This window comes from Microbacterium algihabitans, from assembly GCF_032464975.1.
Taxonomy (GTDB): Bacteria; Actinomycetota; Actinomycetes; order Actinomycetales; family Microbacteriaceae; genus Microbacterium; species Microbacterium algihabitans.
This window is the reverse complement of sequence record NZ_JAWDIU010000003.1, coordinates 41,259-55,312: the sequence shown is the minus strand read 5'-3', so window position 1 is coordinate 55,312 and position 14,054 is coordinate 41,259. Positions and strand designations below refer to the sequence as shown.

General features: G+C 70.4%; 14 protein-coding genes. 7 read left to right on the top strand and 7 right to left on the bottom strand.

The features are described 5' to 3' along the window. Position 1 precedes the first annotated feature (1 nt). Entirely contained in the window at positions 2-694 is a 693-nt protein-coding gene (locus tag RWH43_RS09860) for a DUF4440 domain-containing protein (protein WP_316001374.1), read from the bottom strand. A 189-nt stretch (positions 695-883) separates the two neighbouring features. Between RWH43_RS09860 and RWH43_RS09855 the strand changes: the two genes are divergently transcribed. Further along, positions 884-1,168, top strand: coding sequence for a hypothetical protein (locus RWH43_RS09855; RefSeq protein ID WP_154097389.1), 285 nt, complete (start codon positions 884-886; stop codon positions 1,166-1,168). Positions 1,169-1,203: 35 nt separating this feature from the next. Here RWH43_RS09855 and RWH43_RS09850 read toward each other — a convergent pair whose 3' ends face one another. Further along, positions 1,204-1,674 carry a GNAT family N-acetyltransferase gene (locus RWH43_RS09850; protein WP_316001373.1) on the bottom strand — a complete coding sequence of 157 codons (471 nt, stop codon included), beginning with the start codon at positions 1,672-1,674 and terminating at the stop codon, positions 1,204-1,206. Positions 1,675-1,745: 71 nt separating this feature from the next. Continuing rightward, complete coding sequence (locus tag RWH43_RS09845) at positions 1,746-2,780, bottom strand: LLM class flavin-dependent oxidoreductase (protein ID WP_154097391.1); 1,035 nt, start codon at positions 2,778-2,780, stop codon at positions 1,746-1,748. 89 nt (positions 2,781-2,869) lie between these two features. On the opposite strand from RWH43_RS09845, the gene RWH43_RS09840 reads away from it, so the two are divergent. Together RWH43_RS09840 and RWH43_RS09835 are read left to right on the top strand one after the other, a co-directional pair. Beyond that, a complete protein-coding gene (locus RWH43_RS09840; protein WP_316001372.1) occupies positions 2,870-3,724 on the top strand; it encodes a hypothetical protein in 855 nt (284 codons plus the stop codon). A 251-nt stretch (positions 3,725-3,975) separates the two neighbouring features. Next, on the top strand, positions 3,976-6,507 hold the full coding sequence (locus RWH43_RS09835; protein ID WP_316001371.1) for a DEAD/DEAH box helicase: 2,532 nt from the start codon (positions 3,976-3,978) through the stop codon (positions 6,505-6,507). On the opposite strand, the gene RWH43_RS09830 is transcribed toward RWH43_RS09835, so the two are convergent. After that, positions 6,504-7,418 carry a hypothetical protein gene (locus tag RWH43_RS09830; protein ID WP_316001370.1) on the bottom strand — a complete coding sequence of 305 codons (915 nt, stop codon included), beginning with the start codon at positions 7,416-7,418 and terminating at the stop codon, positions 6,504-6,506. The genes RWH43_RS09835 and RWH43_RS09830 overlap by 4 nt on opposite strands. Positions 7,419-7,629: 211 nt before the next feature. Between RWH43_RS09830 and RWH43_RS09825 the strand changes: the two genes are divergently transcribed. Continuing rightward, positions 7,630-8,040 carry a response regulator gene (locus RWH43_RS09825; RefSeq protein ID WP_316001369.1) on the top strand — a complete coding sequence of 137 codons (411 nt, stop codon included), beginning with the start codon at positions 7,630-7,632 and terminating at the stop codon, positions 8,038-8,040. Between the two features lie 81 nt (positions 8,041-8,121). Here RWH43_RS09825 and RWH43_RS09820 read toward each other — a convergent pair whose 3' ends face one another. Then, complete coding sequence (locus RWH43_RS09820; protein WP_144832893.1) at positions 8,122-8,682, bottom strand: Dps family protein; 561 nt, start codon at positions 8,680-8,682, stop codon at positions 8,122-8,124. 169 nt (positions 8,683-8,851) lie between these two features. On the opposite strand from RWH43_RS09820, the gene RWH43_RS09815 reads away from it, so the two are divergent. Together RWH43_RS09815 and RWH43_RS09810 are read left to right on the top strand one after the other, a co-directional pair. Further along, a complete protein-coding gene (locus tag RWH43_RS09815; protein ID WP_316001368.1) occupies positions 8,852-10,660 on the top strand; it encodes a glycoside hydrolase family 15 protein in 1,809 nt (602 codons plus the stop codon). A 53-nt stretch (positions 10,661-10,713) separates the two neighbouring features. After that, positions 10,714-11,607, top strand: a complete 894-nt coding sequence (locus RWH43_RS09810; RefSeq protein ID WP_144785800.1) for an SDR family oxidoreductase — start codon at positions 10,714-10,716, stop codon at positions 11,605-11,607. Between the two features lie 622 nt (positions 11,608-12,229). On the opposite strand, the gene RWH43_RS09805 is transcribed toward RWH43_RS09810, so the two are convergent. Next, positions 12,230-12,694 (bottom strand): GNAT family N-acetyltransferase, encoded by a 465-nt coding sequence (locus RWH43_RS09805; protein WP_144832895.1) that lies wholly within the window; start codon positions 12,692-12,694, stop codon positions 12,230-12,232. Between the two features lie 88 nt (positions 12,695-12,782). Between RWH43_RS09805 and RWH43_RS09800 the strand changes: the two genes are divergently transcribed. After that, positions 12,783-13,712, top strand: coding sequence for a helix-turn-helix transcriptional regulator (locus RWH43_RS09800; RefSeq protein ID WP_316001367.1), 930 nt, complete (start codon positions 12,783-12,785; stop codon positions 13,710-13,712). Between the two features lie 4 nt (positions 13,713-13,716). On the opposite strand, the gene RWH43_RS09795 is transcribed toward RWH43_RS09800, so the two are convergent. Continuing rightward, positions 13,717-14,013, bottom strand: a complete 297-nt coding sequence (locus tag RWH43_RS09795; RefSeq protein WP_144832899.1) for a hypothetical protein — start codon at positions 14,011-14,013, stop codon at positions 13,717-13,719. Positions 14,014-14,054: the final 41 nt, after the last annotated feature.

Below are 14,054 nucleotides of genomic sequence, written 5' to 3'. Positions count from 1 at the left end.
CTCAGCCGACCGGCGTCCCCTGGTGGAACAGGCACCGCGGTGCGGGGTCGCACCGCCAGAGGGACGACCGGCGGCTGACGCGATCTTCGAACCGCAGCAGGTACGTCAGCAGCACCGTGTCGGGTCCGAGCACTCGGTGCTCCCTCTCGCTCAGCGAGGGGGCGGGGTCGGTGCCCGGCTCGTTCTGCAGCGCGGCCACGATCTCGTCGCGCGTCCAGCGGCGGCCGGACTGACCGAACTCCATGAACGAGGGATCGAGCAGTCGGCCCGCCTCCTGCGGGTCGGAGCGCACAGACGGATCCAGCAGGTGCTGCTCGGCTGCCCAGGCCGCGGCGACGAGGGCCTCGTCATCCCGAACCCGCCCGCGGATCACGTACGACCGCTCGATCCCGGCGGTCTCCCGCCCCCAGGTGCTCGCGGCGACCCGACGCTGGTGGGCGTCGAATGAGGCCTCGTCGACGAAGCGCTCCGCCACCCGCCACACCAGCTCGTCAGCGGTGGGAGTGACCTCGAACGACAGGCATCCGGGCTCGGCGCGAGTCAGCGCGACGTGCTCGTCGAGGTGGGCGCGCACGCGTTCCGCCTCGGCCGCGTCGGCGCAGCGCAGCTCGCCGGAGAGCGTGACTTCAGGCCCGCGCGAAGGAGAGCGGTCGTCGGGATCGGCCGCGTCGAGGCGCGTCAGGGAAATGCCCACGAGCCCACCGTAGGCAGGAACGCCCAGCAGAGTCGTATCGCGGCGTCGGTACCCTGGAACCGCCGAGTCGCGTCACCGACTCGCGCGCACCCGAAGGAGACCCCCATCGCCGCTTCGCCCTCCTCGACGAGGATCCGCGCCCTGCGCACCGCCTCCCTCGCGATCGCCGGGATCGGCGCCGCGATCACCATGGGCGCCCTGGGGCCCTGGTTCACGCCGGTGATCCTGCTGGTCGCCACGGCCGGGGCGCTGCTCGTCATCTGGCGGAGCGACGGGGCCACGGTCGGTGCCCGTGCCACGGTGCCGGTGCTCGTCGTCGTGGTCGCCCTCACGGTGGCGGCTCTGCTCGGTCTCGCGGGCGCCCTGCCCTCGGGGTGGGTGTGGGCCTCGCTCGGCGCGTATGCCGTGGCGTGGGGTGAGTACCTCGTGTCGCAGACCATCGCGCGTTCGCACGGGCTGACGGGCTACCGGTAATCCCCGCCGCGGCGCGTTGATCGGCGCCGCTCGGATCACCGCAGCTCGAGGCAGACCAGGTCGGGCCGCTCGTCCCACGAGGGCACGACCTCGAACCCGGCGCGCGCGTACAGCGACAGCGCGGGCTCGCGCCATCTCCACACGGACAGCCGCACCGGTCGCGGCGCACCGTCGACGGCGGCGGCCAGCAGCGCTGAACCGACGCCGCGACCGCGGGCGGCCGGGGTCGTCCAGAAGCGGGAGATCTCGCCTCCCTCGGCTGAGCGCGCGATCACCACGACGCCGCAGTCCTCATCGTCGACCGCGGCGATGAGCACGCGACGGTCGGTGAAGACGTCGGCCGGATCGTCGATCTCGCGCGCGTAGCGGGCGGGCATCGCGGCATCCGCGTCGACGAGTCCGTGCTCGGCCTTCTCGGACTCGGTGCGCCGGAGGTAGTCGCCGACGAGCATCGAGACGGACTCACCGTCGCGCGGGAACCGGGCGGTGCGGATGAGGACGCTCACCGCCCCACCGTAGACGGAACGGGCCCGGATGCCGGGGAATCGGCATCGGGGCCCGTTCGGGCACTCGCGAATCAGGCGGTGGCGAGAGTCGACTGCCAGCCGAGGGCAGGGGCGACGTGCTTCGCGAAGTTCTCCACCAGGCGCAGGTTGAAGTCGACGCCCATCTGCGAAGGGATCGTGAGCATGAGCGTGTCGGCGCTCATGACGGCGGCGTCGTTCTGCAGCTGCTCCACGAGCACCTCGGGAGGTGCGGCGTAGGTCTTGCCGAACGTCGAGCGCATGCCGTCGATCACGCCGATCTGGTCGCTGCCGGCCGAACCGCCGAAGTACATCTCGTCTTCGGCCGTGACGATCGGGAAGATGCTGCGACTGACCGAGGTGCGGGGCTCACCCGGGTGTCCGGCCTCGCGCCACGCGGCGCGGAAGGCGTCGAGCTGCTGCGCCTGCAGGATGTCGAACGGCGTGCCGTCGGCCTCGGTGAGCAGCGTCGACGACATGAGGTTGACGCCCAGGCGTCCCGCCCACTCGGCGGTCGCGGTGGTGCCGGCACCCCACCAGATGCGCTGACGCAGACCGGGGGAGTGCGGCTCGATGCGCTGCAGGCCGGTGCCGCCGCCGAAGGGGCTGTGCGGGTCGCGCTCGGCGAGACCCTCGCCGTCGATCGCGCGCAGGAACAGGTCGAAGTGCTCGCGGGCGATGTCGCCGCCGCGCGGGTCTTGCGAGCCCGTGTAGCCGAACGCCTCGTAGCCGCGCACGACCGACTCGGGTGAGCCACGGCTCACGCCGAGGGCGAGTCGATTGCCGCTGATGAGGTCGACGGATGCCGCCTCCTCGGCGAGCATGAGCGGGTTCTCGTACCGCATGTCGATCACGCCGGTGCCGACCTCGATGCGCGAGGTGCGGGCGGCGATCGCGGCAAGCAGGGGCATGGGGGCGGCCTGCTGGCGGGCGAAGTGGTGAACGCGGAACGAGACGCCGTTGACCCCGAGGTCGTCCATGCCCTGGGCGAGATCGATCGCCTGGAGCATCGAGTCGCCGGCGGTCAGTTGACGCCCACCGCCGAGGGGCCCGTAGTGGCCGAAGGAGAGTGTGCCGAAGGAGCGCATGTCGGATACAACATCACACTCCTCGGTCTATTCCCGCGCATATACCGCGATCGGCCCCGAGGGCGTCCAGGTGTGGAACCATTCAGAGCATGGACGATGACGTGCTCCAGGAGTTGCAGCTCCTGCGCGCACGGGCGTACGGACCCGACGCCGACATCGCCGATGACCCCGCAGCCCAGCAGCGGCTCGCACAGCTCGAGGAGCAGGAGCGACGGGCTCGCGCGACCTCGGCTCCGACCCCGGTCGACCCGCCCCCGCTGCCGCCCCGGCCTGCCGTCGACGCCGCCGCCGCGGCATCCGGAACCTCCCGCCCCCTCGAGGTCGCGAGCACCGACGAGACGCCGTCCGACGATGACGCAGGTCGCGACGACGAGACGCCCCGCGAGCGCCGCCCGCTCGTGCGGTCGAAGCGCAGCTTCTGGGCGTGGGCGATCTCTCTGGCGGCGGTCACCGCCCTCGCGAGCGCCGCCACAGCGTCGGGGGTGGCGCTCGTTCCGGTGTCGACGGCGACGGGGGCGTCGCAGGTCGACGTGCTCGTGCCCGATCCCGCGGCCACGGTCCCCTCGATCTTCGGCGACCGCGGACTCGACTCCCGCGGCTACCGCGACTACTTCGGCGTGACCGCCTTCGCCGGGTACGTGCAGATCGACGCGAGCGAGAACCGCAGCCCCTGCCTGTACCTCCTCGACACCGACGAGGTCGACCAGGGTGGTTCGCGCGGCTTCCGCGGCAACTTCGTCTACGGCGGGTGCGGCGCGGGAGTGTTCCCCGCGACCGTGCAGTTCGTCGTCGCCGACGGCATGCCCGAGGCCTTCGTCGAGCGGTTCCCCCTCGGCACGAGCGTGCAGTTCGTCTTCGACGGAGAGAACGTCGGGGTCTTCGCGGACCGCGACGGAGAGGACCGACCCGCGGTCGCGGCAGGCGGCATCCAGGGCGGTCCCTGAGCCTGTCGAAGGGCGGTCCCTGAGCCTGTCGAAGGGCGGTCCCTGAGCCTGTCGAAGGGCGGTCCTTGAGCCTGTCGAAGGGCGGTCCTTGAGGCTTCGGCAAGCTCAGTCGCCTCGCGTGGTTCCGGTGGCTTCGACAGGCTCAGCCACCTCGTGCGCAGTGGTCCCTGAGCCTGTCGAAGGGCGGTCCCTGAGCCTGTCGAAGGGTGGTCCCTGAGCCTGTCGAAGGGCGCGGATGAGAGGCTGGGGGAGTGACCCCCCTTCTCGAGCACGTTCCCGTCGGCGCCGATGCGGATGCCGCGTACCTGGGCTTCGTCGAGTGGGCGGGCTCGCGAGGGCTCACGCTTTACCCCGCGCAGGACGAGGCGATCATCGAGATCGTCTCGGGCGCGAACGTGATCCTGTCGACCCCGACCGGCACGGGCAAGTCGCTGGTGGCGGTCGCCGCGCACGCCGCCGCCCTCTCCCGCGGCGGGCGCACGTATTACACCGCGCCGATCAAGGCCCTCGTGAGCGAGAAGTTCTTCGCCCTCGTCGACATCTTCGGCGCCGAGAACGTCGGCATGGTCACGGGCGATTCGTCGGTCAACTCCGACGCTCCGATCATCTGCTGCACCGCGGAGATCCTCGCGAATCTCGCCCTGCGGCAAGGGGCCGACGCGAACGTCGACCAGGTCGTGATGGACGAGTTCCACTACTACGGCGAGGCCGACCGCGGCTGGGCCTGGCAGGTGCCGCTGCTGCTGCTGACCCGCGCGCAGTTCATCCTCATGTCGGCCACCCTGGGAGATGTCACCGAGATCGCCGACGACCTCTCGCGTCGCACCGGCCGGCCCACCGCGCGGGTGACAGGCGTCGAGCGCCCCGTGCCGCTGCACTTCGAGTACGCGCGCACGCCCGTGCACGAGACGGTGCAGGAGCTGCTCGACACGAAGCAGGCGCCGATCTACGTCGTGCACTTCTCGCAGGCCGCGGCGATGGAGCGCGCCCAGGCGCTGTCGTCGATCCGCATCATCGGTCGCGAGCAGCGCGACGAGATCGCCGAGGCGATCGGCGGCTTCCGCTTCACGACCGGCTTCGGCAAGACGCTCTCGCGCTACGTGCGCGCGGGCATCGGCGTGCACCACGCCGGCATGCTGCCGCGCTACCGCCGCCTGGTCGAGACACTCGCCCAGCGCGGTCTTCTGCGCGTGATCTGCGGCACCGACACCCTGGGCGTCGGCATCAACGTGCCGATCCGCACCGTGCTCATGACCGCGCTGACCAAGTACGACGGCACGCGCATGCGCCAGCTCTCGGCGCGCGAGTTCCACCAGATCGCCGGTCGCGCGGGCCGCGCGGGCTACGACACCGCCGGAACCGTCGTCGTCATGGCGCCCGACCACGAGATCGAGAACGCCGCGCAGATCCTCAAGGCCGGCGACGACCTCAAGAAACAGAAGAAGATCGTGCGCAAGAAGGCGCCGCAGGGCTTCGTCAACTGGACCGAGCAGAGCTACGACCGCCTCGTCGCCGCCGAGCCCGAGCCGCTGCAGCCGCAGATGAAGCTGAGCGCCGCGATGCTCATCAACGTCATCGCCCGCGGGGGCGACGTGTTCGGCAACGTCCGCTCGCTCGTCTTCGACAACCACGAGTCGCGCGCCCGCCAGTACGAACTCGCGCGTCGAGCCCTCGCGATCTTCCGCACCCTCGTGCAGGCCGGTGTCGTCGAGGCAGATGCCGACGGCATCCACCTCACCGTCGATCTGCAGCCGAACTTCGCGCTCAACCAACCCCTCTCGCCGTTCGCGCTCGCCGCGATCGAGATGCTTGACCCCGAGGTCGAGCTCGGGAGGGGTCCGGATGCCGTGCCGGCGGCGTCGTCGGTGGGCACGGGGCACTACGCGCTCGACGTCGTCAGCGTCATCGAGTCGACCCTCGACGACCCGCGCCCGATCCTGTCGCAGCAGCAGTTCCGCGCGCGCGGCGAAGCCGTGGCGGCGATGAAGCGCGAGGGCATCGAGTACGACGAGCGCATGGAGCTGCTCGAGGAGATCACCTGGCCGAAGCCCCTCGACGAGCTGCTCGCGCAGGCGTACGAGGTGTTCGCCTCGAGCCAGCCGTGGATCCGCGACTTCGAGCTGTCGCCCAAGTCGGTCGTGCGCGACATGTACGAACGCGCCTGCTCGTTCGGCGAGTACGTCTCGCTGTATCAGCTCGCCCGCAGCGAGGGTCTCGTGCTGCGGTACCTGAGCGACGCGTTCCGCGCGATCCGCCAGACGGTTCCGGTCGATGCGCAGACCCCCGACCTGCTCGATCTCATCGCGTGGCTCGGCGAGGTCGTGCGTCAGGTCGACTCGAGTCTCGTCGACGAGTGGGAGCAGCTGATCAACCCGGCCGACGATCCCACGGCTCCGGTGGTTCCGCCCGCTCCGCCGTCGATCCTCACCAACCGGCGCGCGTTCGGCGTGCTCGTGCGCAACGAGATGTTCCGCCGCGTGCAGCTGGCCGCTCTCCAACGCGACGACGAGCTCGTCGAACTCGACCCCGACGTCGACTGGCCCGCATCACTCGACGCCTACTTCGACGAGCACGACGAGATCGGCACCGGGGGAGCGGCGCGCTCCTCGGCCCTCGTCGTCATCGACGAGTCGTCGGCTGCGGACGGCGTCTGGCGCGTCGAGCAGATCATCGACGACCCCGCCGGCGACCACGACTGGCGCATCCGCGCCGAGGTCGACCTCGCCGCCTCCGAGGAGGAGGGCACGGCGATCGTACGCGTCACCGAGGTGATCCGCCTCTAACCCGCGGTTCCCCCGGTGGGGCGCCGACCGACGACGCGGCGGAGCACCAGACCGACCACGGCGACCACCACGGTCGTCACCAGTGGCGGCACGATGATCTCCGGCATGGTGGATGCCGAGACGAAGACGCGCGCACCGAAATCGGCCATACCCGGCAGATCACGGGCGAGCACTCGCGTCCCCGCGGCCGAGGACAGCGCCGTCGTCAGAGCCGGGACCAGCCACACCAGCACGAGTCCCACGAGGCCCGTCAGCACCCGCCCGATGGTCGAGACACCCGTCCAGACGATCGCAAGGCCGACGAGAACCGGGGAGACGTACGGCAGCACCGGCAGCAGGGCCTCGAACGGAGAGGTGTACGAGAACAACGGGAAGAGGAACGTCGCGAGCCACGATCCCCCCGCCGCGGCCCCGACCACCAGGCCGAGACCCGCGCCGGCGCGCGGCGCGGCGGCGAGGAGGACGCAGGCGACCCACGCCGTGAGCGCGGCCAGCACGGCCACGGCCGTCAGCAGCACCAGGTAGAGCACCGACTCGTCGCGTTGCTGCAGTACCGAGCGGGTGGTCGCCGCCGTCTGCACGATCGCGACGACCTGAACGATCACGAGCCCGCCCAGCGCGGCGAATGATCGGGCCAGGCCCGGACGCGACCGGCGCGCGCGGGCGATGATCCCGGCGAAGACGCCCCCGACGACGAGCAGCACGATGATCGTCGTGATCGCGTACTGACTGTAGGGCAGCATCACGAAGGGCCCGACCTTCGCGGGATCCTGCCCCTCGCCCAGGTTCTGCAGCGGCAGGAACGGCCCGGTCAGCAACCAGGGCAGCAGACCCGCCACGCCGCCCGCCGCCCCCAGCAGCACGAACCACGCAGTGCCCGTTCGTCGGCGCAGGTCGGTGTCGTCGTCCATGAGGCCCCCGTCTCGGTCGATGCTCCGACGCTATCGGAGCGACGCGGGCGCATCGTGTCGCCGAGCCGTCGCCGCCACCTGGCACGCGCGGCGGCGGCCTTCTCCACAGTGGGCGATCGGGTGAATTCGTGCACAGTCTCACGACAGCTGCCCGCGGGCAGCCCGCACCGTGATCTACAGTCGGGGCATCTCATCGTGAAAGGACCGGGCCATGGAGACGATCCCCCTACTGTCGACAGCGATCGGATTGCTCGTCACCGGTTCGGCGACCATCCTCGGGGGCACGAAGTGGATGCTCGGTCGTGTCGAACACCGCACCGACGCGCGCTTCGCCGAAGTCGGCGCACGCTTCGACCAGATGGACGCGCGCTTCGACCGGATGGACGCGCGCTTCGATCGGATGGACGAGCGCATGGACCGGGCCGATGCCCGTTCCGCAATCCATGACGAATCCCTCGTCGGCCTCAAGCTCGACCTCGCGCGCTTCGAAGCGCGCACGGACGAGCGCTTCGTCGCCGTGGGCGCGCGCTTCATCGCCGTGAGTGAATCCCTCGCCGAGATCCGAACGACGGTGGCCCGCCTCGAGGGCCCCCACCCGCCGTTCCTCATCGCGCGCGGGTGAGCGGCGAAGCCGCGGGAACCCGCGCACGAACGACGGATGCCGAGGCCCCGAGGCCCCGGCATCCGGTGTCTTCTGCGTGTGTTACGACTTGCGGGCGACGCGGTTCTCGGCGCTGACCATCCACGACAGCTGCTCGAGGCGCTCGAGCACACCGTGCAGGATGTCGGCGCTCGTGGGGTCTTCGTCGTCGACGTCGTCGTGCACCTCGCGGACGGTGCCGACCGTCGCGTCGAGACGCTGGGTGATGAGGTCGATGACCTCCGACGTGTCGACCTCGCCCTGGGGGAACTCCGGCAGGGTGGTGGTCTCGGCGATGGTGTCGCTGCGGCCGTCGGGCAGGGCGTGCAGAGCGCGCATGCGCTCGGCGACCTCGTCGCTGAACTCACGCGCGGCGTCGATGATCTCATCGAGCTGCAGGTGCGTGTCGCGGAAGTTCTTGCCGACGACGTTCCAGTGGGCCTGCTTTCCCTGGATCGACAGCTCGATCAGGTCGACGAGCACGGCCTGCAGCGAGTCGGTCAGCTTCTCCGACGCCTGGAAGCCCTTCTCGGCGTTCTGCTCGTCGGTAGTCTCGGGACCGCTGCCTCCGCGCGCGGGGCGACGACGGTTCTTGGTGGGGGCGTCCTTGGTGGTAGTGGACATGCGCGTTCCTTTCACTCACGGTCGATATCGACGCTAGGCGCGACGCACGCACTCGCAGCGGGGGTTGCGGGGGTTGCGAAGCCGGGGTACCGCCGATCGCCTCTAGCCGTTCACCCGGGGATCGACAACCCCGGCTCCGTGCCGCCGCCGCGTTCCTAGCGTGAGAGTCGTGCCATTGCATCCGCCCTCGCCCTCTCGCCCCCTTCGCGACTACGCCGCGATCGGCGATGGCCGCACGGTCGCCCTGATCGGCCTCGACGGCTCGGTCGACTGGTTGCCGCTGCCCAACATCCACTCGCGGCCCGTGTTCGCGCGCCTCGTCGACGAGTCGTCCGGCGGCTGCATCGAGCTCGCCCCGGTCGGGGAGTACACCGTCACCCGTCGTTACATCCCGCGCACGAACGTGCTCGAGACGACGTTCACGACCGACACCGGGGTCGCCACGGTCACCGACGCGATGGTCACCGGCATCGCCGGTCGCCTGCCGTGGGCGGAACTCGCCCGCCGCGTCGACGGCGTGAAGGGCGAGGTCGAGTTCGCTTGGTGCGTGCAGCCCGGCACCATGCTGCGCTCCGCCGCCCCCTGGACAGAGCGCATCGACGGCTTTTCGATCATGCGCATCGGCCACGTGTCGCTCGCAGTGACGGGTCACGAGCACGGTCTTCACGGCGATCCGGATGCCGGGAACGAGAGCATCGACGGCGGTTTCACGACCGAGAAGGGGTCGCGTCACCTGCTGGTGATCGCCGCGACCGAGGGGGAGCCCTTGCGCGTCCCCGACGCACAGAACGTCGACCGCGGGATCGACCGCACCATCGGCGGCTGGGAGATGTGGTCGGACGAGTTCTCGTACGACGGTCCCTGGGCCGACGACGTGCAGCGCAGCGCCCTCGCCCTCAAGCTCCTGCTGTTCAGCCCGACCGGTGCGATCGCGGCCGCGGCGACGACGTCGCTGCCCGAGAACCCGCGTGGGGGGAAGAACTGGGACTACCGCTACGCCTGGGTGCGCGACCTCGCCTACACCGCGCACGCCTGGGTCGGTTTCGGCCTGCGCGAAGAGACGCACGCCGCGATCTCGTGGCTGCTGCGCACGATCCGCAAGAACGGCCCCGAAGTACAGGTGATGTACACCCTCGACGGCGACGCCGAGATCGGGCTCGAGAAGCACCAGGTGCCGGGATGGAACGGCAACCAGCCCGTCGTCACCGGCAACCCCGCGCAGGGGCAGCTGCAGCTCGGCGTCTACGGCGACCTCATCGCCCTCTGTCGCACCTACGTCGAGGCCGGCAACCGCCTCGACATCCAGACCGGGCGTCTGCTCGCCGACGTCGCCGACCGCACGTGCGACCTGTGGCGTCTCGAGGATTCGGGCATGTGGGAGCTCCCCGAGCTGCGGCATTACACCTCGTCGAAGATGGGCTGCTGGAAGGCGCTCGACGATGCGCAGTGGCTCGCCACCGGCGGCCACATCCCCGACAACGGCGACCGCTGGCGCGCCGAGCGTGACCGCATCCATCACTGGGTCGGGGAGCACTGCTGGTCGGAAGACCTGCAGACCTACACGCTCGCCCCCGGCAGCGAAGACCTCGACGCCTCGGTGCTGCTGCACGCTCCGACGGGCTTCGACCGGGGCGAGCGCATGTCGATGACGGTGGATGCCATCACCGAGCGCCTCACGACCGAGAACCACCTCGTCTACCGCTACACCGGCATGGACCAGGAGGAGCACACCTTCGTCGCGTGCGCCTTCTGGCGGGCGACCGCCCTGGCCTGCGTCGGCCGGCACGCCGAGGCGATCGAGGCCATGGATTCCCTCGTCGCCCAGGGCAACGACGTCGGGATGTACTCCGAGATGATCGCCGAAGACGACGGCGCCTTCTGGGGCAACCTCCCGCAGGCACTCAGCCATCTCGCCCTCATCAACGCCGCCCTCGTCATCCGCGAGGTGGTCGACCCCGCCGACCTCGGCGGTCACTGATCCTCCACCGGGGCCTCCGGTCCCGGCATCCACCCCCCCTGAAAGGACTCGCCATGAGCACGCAGTACACGTTCACCGACCCGTCGAAGCTGTACGCCGACATCGACCCGCAGTCGCAGGACCAGAAGGAGCCCGGCCTCGACGCCGAGCTGACGCCCAAGGCCAAGTTGGGTGAGGACACCTACGTCGGCACCGAGCGCCTCAAGGGCCGCAAGGCCCTGATCACGGGCGCCGACTCGGGCATCGGTGCCGCCACCGCGATCGCCTTCGCCCGCGAGGGCGCCTCGGTCGCGATGTCGTACCTGCCGCAGGAGAAGGAGGATGCCGACCGCATCGCCGGGATCCTCCGCGAAGCCGGTGCCACGGTCGTGCAGATCCCCGGCGACCTGCGCGAGCGCGAGTACGCCCGCACGCTCGTGAAGGAAGCGGTCGAGGGCCTCGGCGGCCTCGACATCGTCGTCAACAACGGCGGCAAGCAGATCTTCAACGAAGACGTCACCACCCTGACCGACGAGCAGTTCGACGACACGTTCAAGACCAACGTCTACGCGATGTTCTGGATCTGCAAAGAGGCCGTGCCGCACCTGAAGCCCGGTTCGACGATCATCAACACGACCTCGATCCAGGCCTACTCGCCGGCGCCGATCCTCGTGGACTACGCCTCGACCAAGGCGACCATCAACACCTTCACCAAGGCGCTCGGTCAGCAGCTCGCCCCCAAGGGCATCCGCGTCAACGCCGTGGCTCCCGGCCCCATCTGGACCCCGCTCCAGGTCACCGACGGTCAGCCCGACGAAAAGGTCGACGAGTTCGGCGAGGAGACCCCTCTCGGTCGCATGGGCCAGCCGGCCGAGCTCGCCCCGGCGTACGTCTACCTCGCTTCGGCGGAGTCGAGCTACGTGATCGGCGAAACACTCAACGTCAACGGCGGCATGCCCACGCCGTAAGCGTCGCGCGCAGAGAGGGCCGTCGTCCGGGGTTCGGACGGCGGCCCTCCGTCGTTCGCGGCGCGCAGGTGGCTGAGCCTGTCGAAGCCTCCGGTCCCTTCGACGGGCTCAGGGACCTCGCTCCGGCAGATGGTGCGAAGCGGGGCGTAGGTGGCTGAGCCTGTCGAAGCCTCCGGTCCCTTCGACAGGCTCAGGGACCTCGCTCCGGCAGGTGGTGCGGGGCGGGGCGCAGGTGGCTGAGCCTGTCGAAGCCTCCGGTCCCTTCGACAGGCTCAGGGACCTCGCTCCGGCAGATGGTGCGAAGCGGGGCGCTGGTGGCTGAGCCTGTCGAAGCCTCCAGTCCCTTCGACAGGCTCAGGGACCTCGCTCCGGCAGGTGGTGCGGGGCGGGGCGCAGGTGGCTGAGCCTGTCGAAGCCTCCGGTCCCTTCGACAGGCTCAGGGACCTCGCTCCGGCAGATGGTGCGGGGCGGGGCGCAGGTGGCTGAGCTCGTCGAAGCCTCCGGTCCCTTCGACGGGCTCAGGGATCTCGCTCCGGCAGGTGGTGCGGGGCGGGGCGTAGGTGGCTGAGCCTGTCGAAGCCTCCGGTCCCTTCGACGGGCTCAGGGATCTCGCTACGGCAGGTCAGTCGGTGAGCGGCTTGCGGTAGAAGATCTCGCCGTCGGCGGTCTCTTCGGTGCGGTGATAGCCCTCGCGCTCGTACAGGCGCTGGTTGGCCTCGCTGAGGCCGCCGGTGAAGAGTTCCGCGGTCGTCGCCCCTTCATCGCGGCCGCGCTGCTCGACGGCCGCCAGCAGCGCCGAACCGAGCCCCGCGCCCTGCTGGTCGGGCGCGATCGCGAGGCGGCCGATCAGCAGCAGCTCCCCGTCGCGGCGCGCGCGGACGGCTCCGACGATGCGGTGTGCGTCGACCGCGACGCACCCGAGGTTCTCGACGAGCTCCGCCCGCAGCTCTTCGAGCGTCTGGGTGAGCGGCGGCATGTCGGGGTCGCCGTAGATGAGCGCCTCGCTCGCGAAGGCGGCGCGTTGAATGGTCAGCACCTCTCCCGCGTCGTCAGTGGTGATCGGACGGATGGTGGGCGCGTCGGCCATGGTCGTGTCCTTCTGAGGGGTGTGAGGCTGCGGGTTAACTATCATGGGCTTCGGTGCCGCGTCATTCGGGTGAACGGTATCTCGCACCATGAATGACTTCTACGACACCTCGGTCCGCACGGACGACATCGCCGCGACGTATGCGTGGCTGCGCGCACAGTACGGTCACGTCGACCTGCAGGCCGACGACGCCGTCTACGCCGAGCGTCTCGTCGGCGACGGCGCGTTCGCACTGCGACGACTCGAGTGGGATTCCCGCGTCGATCTGGCCTACGAATCCGACCGCTTCTACGTGTGCAGCTCGACGCCCGGGTACGCCTGGCGGATCGGTCGCTGGGACGGGGAGTTCAGCGTCGCTCCGGGTGTCATCCAACCCGGCGACGAGTTGCGCGCCCTCGCCGACCACTGCCGTCTCGACGTCGTCTCGTTCGATGCCGAACGACTGACGCAGACCGCGTGCACCATCTACGGTGACGACGAGCTCACCGTGCGCTTCGCCGGGACCGACCCCGTCTCGCCGCGCCTGCGCGACTACTGGCTGGCGACCCAGCGATGGGCCCTGACGCAGCTGCCGGTCCTCGCGGAACCGCTCGTGCGGGCGCACGTGTACCGCGCGTTGTCGGTCGCGGCGCTCGAGAGCTTCGCGTTGGTCGGCGATCCGCGCGAGCGTCGCGCGTCGGCCGCGGCCCAGGCGTCGATCTACAACGCCGCCGCCGCGTGGATCGACGATCACGCCTCGCTGCCGGTCACGGTCGACGACGCCGCTCGCGCCGCGGGCACCTCGGTCGACGGGCTTCGTCGCGCGTTCGCCGCCAACGGGCAGGTCGTCGAGTCGCCCGAGGGCTACCTCGAACTCGCCCGCCTCAGCGCCGCGCACGCCGACCTGCTCGATGCGCACGCCGACGAGACGAGCACCGAGCAGGTCGCGGCGCGATGGGGCTTCGGCGATCCCGCCGTGTTCGCCACCGCGTACCGAGCGGCTTACGGCGTCTCGCCGCGCACGACGCTCGAACGCTGACCGCTCAGCGATCGCGGTCGGTGTACTCGCCGGGGTCGCTCACGTCTTCGTCGTCTCGGTCGCCGCTGGGCAGCTGCACGTCGGTGTAGGCGCCCGCCTCGTCGGCACGCGGACGAGAGGCGCTGCCGTCGGCGTTCTCGCGGTCGACGTACTCGCCGGGCTGGTCGGCGCTGCCGCGATCCGCGGTGCCGTCGGGCAACTGCACGTCGGTGTACTCGCCCTCGCCGGGTCCGGTGCCGTGTGCTCCCGCATGTCCGTCGGCGTGGTCGCCGTCGTGGCCGGGAACGTGGTGATCAGCCATAGCCGCCTCCTCGGGGTCGTGGTGGAATCGACGGTAGTCCC